Here is a 3708-nt window from a genome sequence, read left to right as displayed (position 1 = left end):
CTTGATGAACTGGACGACGCCGACGCGCTTGCCGTAACCCAGCATCCTCAGCGCCAGGCCGAAGGCGGCAGTGGTCTTGCCCTTGCCCGGCCCGGTGTTGACGATCAGCAGTCCTTTCTCGATCGTCTTGCCGGCAACCTCGGCATCCTGCACCGCCTTGCGCTTGGCCATCTTGGCGCGATGGCGCTCGGCGTCCCCCTCGTTAATCATCTTGTCTTCGACCATGTCATTTCACCTTGAGCGGCAGCCCCGCCACCATCATCAGCACATTGTCGGCCACCGCCGCGACCTGCTGGTTGAGCCGTCCGGCAGCATCGCGGAAACGGCGCGCCAGTGCATTGTCGGGCACGATGCCGAGCCCGACTTCGTTGGAAACCACGAACCATGGCCCGCGCGGCCGCGACAGCACATCCGCCAGCTGCCGGCATTCGGCCTCGACATCATGTTCGGCCAGCATGTGATTGGTGAGCCACAAAGTCAGGCAATCGATCAGAACCGACTGGTGATCCGGCAAGGCTTCGATCGCGCCCACCAGGTCGAGCGGCGCATCGACGGTGACCCAGCCCTCGCCACGCCGCGACCGATGCAGCGCGATGCGCTCACGCATCTCGTCGTCATAGGCCTGCGCCGTGGCGATGTAGGCCCAGGGCGACGGATGGGCGATCGTGAGGCTCTCGGCATGCGAACTCTTGCCCGAGCGCGCACCGCCCAAGACCAAAGTTAATTTGCGATCGGAAGCTTTGTTGCCGCTCGCGGCTGTCGCGCCGGTCATTCGCTGTCTTGGTCCTTAGATGAAATCTTGCGGCAGCCAACGGCTGACGGGGCGCGACTTTAGGCAGAAGCACAACCACCGGCAAACCAATTTCCGCCGTGTCCCGGCGCGATTGCGGCAAGCGTCTCGGCGCTAAGAGGCGGCGATCCGCGCCGCGACCAGCTGCTGCAGCCGCCACAAATGAGCGTCGTGGATACCGCGCAGCTCGAGATTCCTCACGGTGTTGTAAAGATAGTCGGCGCCCGAGCCCCAGTGGCCGCAGGACGTCGCGAGCCTCTCGACAACATCCTCCTCGGTGAGCGGGCCGGCATAGGTAGTACCCTGCCGGTTGATAACGAAGGCCAGCGCCCGCAACGGACCGGCATCGCTCATCATATTGATCAAGCGCGGATGATAGCTGGTCGGCTTCAGCGTCACCTCTCGCCGCAGCAGCCTGTCGAGTTGCTCGCGCCGGTCGCCATCGCCGAGCCGAAAGGCGACGCCCTTGCATTGTCCGCCACGGTCCAGCGCCATCATCAGGCCCGGGCTTTCCTTGGTGCCGCGCCAACGCGTCATCTTCATGCAGAAGGACCTGTGCCAGCCGCGCAGCAGAGCGACCCGCTCCTCGACATGCTCGATCTCGGGCTTCCAGATCAGCGAGCCGTAGCCAAACAGCCAGAGCGGTTCGTTCTCGGGAAGCTGAGCCTCCAGCATGCGCACCATAGCGTCATAGTCCGCGTCATCCAGATGCTCGGCGTCAGGATCGGGCCCGCTGTCCTCGACAACGCGAAAGCAGCGGGCGACCAGTTCCTCGGTAAGCGACATGGTTCTTGGCAGCATGCGCGCGACCTTAAGGTTCCTGCGCCGGCGCTACAATCCGCGAGGGCCGGCAATTGACAACAGCTTTGCCCGGGTGTCGGCTGTCGTCACCGGAGAAGCCGATGCAGCCCAATCCGAGCGAACGCGATCCTTACAACGGCCTGACCAGCCTCCAGCCGACCTTGCCGTCGGCGGCCTATTGGGATGCCGACGCCTACCGGTGCGATCTGGACGCCATCTGGTACCGAAACTGGCTGATGGTCTGCCGAGAGGCCGATCTCGCCGAGCCGCTTGCCTTCCGAACGGTCCGCATCGGCAGCCAGGAAATCTTAGTTCTGCGCGACGAGACCGGGGCCTTGCGCGCCTTCCACAACACCTGCCGGCATCGCGGCTCGCAGCTTTGCCAGGACAGCGCCGGGCGGCTGAAGGCCAGGCTGCTGACCTGCCCCTACCACGCATGGTCCTATTCGCTGCGCGGCGATCTCGTGCGCGTGCCGTCGAAATCGCTGCCCGAGGGCTTCGACAAGGCCGACTATCCGCTCTATCGCGTGGCGCTCTCGCTCTGGCGCGGCTTCGTCTTCATCAACCTCGCCAAGGAGCCCGAAGGCTCGGCGGAAAGCTCGTTCGATCGCGCCTCCGGCGATCTTTCCAATTGGCCGCTGGAAACGCTCATCACCGGCCACCGGCTCACCAAGGTGATGAATTGCAACTGGAAGATCTTCTGGGAGAACTTCAACGAGTGCCTGCACTGCCCGGGCGTGCACAAGGATCTGTCGCGGCTGGTGCCGATCTACGGCCGCGGCCTGATGGCAAGGCATGACGATCCCGAATGGGCGCGCCACGCCGACGATGACGATCCGGAATTTTCCGGCCGCCTGCGCGCCGGCGCCGAAACCTGGTCGCGCGACGGCCACGTCCATGGCCCGGTCTTCCCGAGCCTGACCCCGGCCGAACGCGCCGCGGGCCAGATCTATGCGACCTCATTGCCCTCGATGTTCATCGTCGCACATGTCGACTACATGCGCACCGTGCGGCTCGCCCCGCTCGGCCCAGAGCAGACCGAGCTCACCGCGGAATGGCTGTTCGCGCCGGAAGCGCTGGGAAAGACCGATATCGACAACATCGTCGCCTTCGGCACGCAGGTGCTGGAGGAAGACGCCGCGATCTGCGAGGTCAACCAGAAAGGCCTGCGCTCGATACGCCACGAAGTCGGCGTGCTGATGCCGGAAGAATACGAGCTGCACCGCTTCCACAACTGGGTACGCGGCTGTCACGCGGCGTTCAAAACGCCTTTGGCAGATAGCGCCAGGTGACGAAGCCGCAGAAGGCCGCCAGGATGCCGAGCGTGACGAACACCGATCCCAGGCCGAAGAAGGTGAGCACCACCGAATAGACGAGCGGCGGCGTCAGCTCGGAGAAATCGAGATAGGTGCGATAGACCGCCGCCATCTGCGCCTTCTCGTACGAACGAACCGAGCGCATGAAGGCGGTTGAGCCGAGCGCGTCGAGGGCGATGGTGAAGAGCGCGCCGAAGAGCAGCAGCGCGGCCGTGAGCAGCGGAGCGGCCTCGCCGATACCGCCTGCCGCGAACAGCATGGCCGCCATGGCGAAATAGGCGAAGGTCATGACCCGGCGCCCGCCGAAACGCCTGCCGGCCCTGCCCCAGAAGATCGCCATGAACAGAAGCGCATTGCCGGCTGAAACCAGCAGGCCCCCGGCAAGCTTGCCCTCGCCGGTGATCACCATGAACAGCGGGCCGTAGACGAAGAACGTCGTCCAGAAGCAGGAGCGGCCGAAGGCGATCAGCCATGCAAGCCAGAGCCTCGGCTGCTTCACGAAGCGGCCGATATTGGCGAGCGGATTGCCGGGACGCGACTTGCCGGGCCGGATCGACTGGTTGTCGCTCAACCGGTAGAACCAGAACAGGCAAAGCAGCGCGAAGGCAAAGACCACGACCGCGCCATGCGCGGCATAGATGCCGAAATGCGTGTAAAGGAAGATGCCGAGCGTCGGCCCGCCAGTCCAGGCAAACATCGACCAGGCCATGCGCAGCGATTCCGCCTGCATGAAGTCGGTCTTGCGGATGTGGTCCATGATGTAGAGGTTGAGCGTGATCGACAGCGCGCTCGCCCCCATGA

The 3708-nt window shown here is 64.4% G+C and carries 5 protein-coding genes; 1 reads left to right on the top strand and 4 read right to left on the bottom strand.

Features of this window, described 5'->3' with window-relative positions; translation table 11 throughout:
- The 3 genes from EOA28_RS28500 to EOA28_RS28490 all read right to left on the bottom strand — a co-directional run.
- On the bottom strand, positions 1-225 hold a 225-nt coding region (locus EOA28_RS28500; RefSeq protein WP_189342224.1), incomplete at its 3' end, for a cob(I)yrinic acid a,c-diamide adenosyltransferase.
- A 1-nt stretch (position 226) separates the two neighbouring features.
- A complete protein-coding gene (gene cobU, locus EOA28_RS28495) occupies positions 227-772 on the bottom strand; it encodes a bifunctional adenosylcobinamide kinase/adenosylcobinamide-phosphate guanylyltransferase (RefSeq protein ID WP_127252819.1) in 546 nt (181 codons plus the stop codon).
- A gap of 132 nt (positions 773-904) precedes the next feature.
- On the bottom strand, positions 905-1591 hold the full coding sequence (locus EOA28_RS28490) for a gamma-glutamylcyclotransferase (protein ID WP_127386207.1): 687 nt from the start codon (positions 1589-1591) through the stop codon (positions 905-907).
- A gap of 101 nt (positions 1592-1692) precedes the next feature.
- Here EOA28_RS28490 and EOA28_RS28485 point away from each other — a divergent pair, with 101 nt between their 5' ends.
- Complete coding sequence (locus EOA28_RS28485; protein WP_127253131.1) at positions 1693-2883, top strand: aromatic ring-hydroxylating dioxygenase subunit alpha; 1191 nt, start codon at positions 1693-1695, stop codon at positions 2881-2883.
- Here EOA28_RS28485 and EOA28_RS28480 read toward each other — a convergent pair.
- Positions 2852-3708: MFS transporter (locus EOA28_RS28480; RefSeq protein ID WP_128315520.1), on the bottom strand; the 857-nt coding region annotated here is incomplete at its 5' end. The two genes, EOA28_RS28485 and EOA28_RS28480, sit on opposite strands and share 32 nt — an antisense overlap.

Source organism: Mesorhizobium sp. M2A.F.Ca.ET.067.02.1.1, from assembly GCF_004023285.1.
In the GTDB taxonomy this organism is placed as follows: domain Bacteria; phylum Pseudomonadota; class Alphaproteobacteria; order Rhizobiales; family Rhizobiaceae; genus Mesorhizobium.
Note: the sequence above shows the minus strand (reverse complement) of the source record. Positions and strands in the feature narration are given on the sequence as shown.

Excerpts from the sequence above, each read along its gene's own strand:
- EOA28_RS28485 (WP_127253131.1), top strand. The coding sequence starts at position 1,693 with ATGCAGCCCAATCCGAGCGAACGCGATCCTTACAACGGCCTGACCAGC.
- EOA28_RS28490 (WP_127386207.1), bottom strand. The coding sequence starts at position 1,591 with ATGCTGCCAAGAACCATGTCGCTTACCGAGGAACTGGTCGCCCGCTGC.
- cobU (WP_127252819.1), bottom strand. The coding sequence starts at position 772 with ATGACCGGCGCGACAGCCGCGAGCGGCAACAAAGCTTCCGATCGCAAA.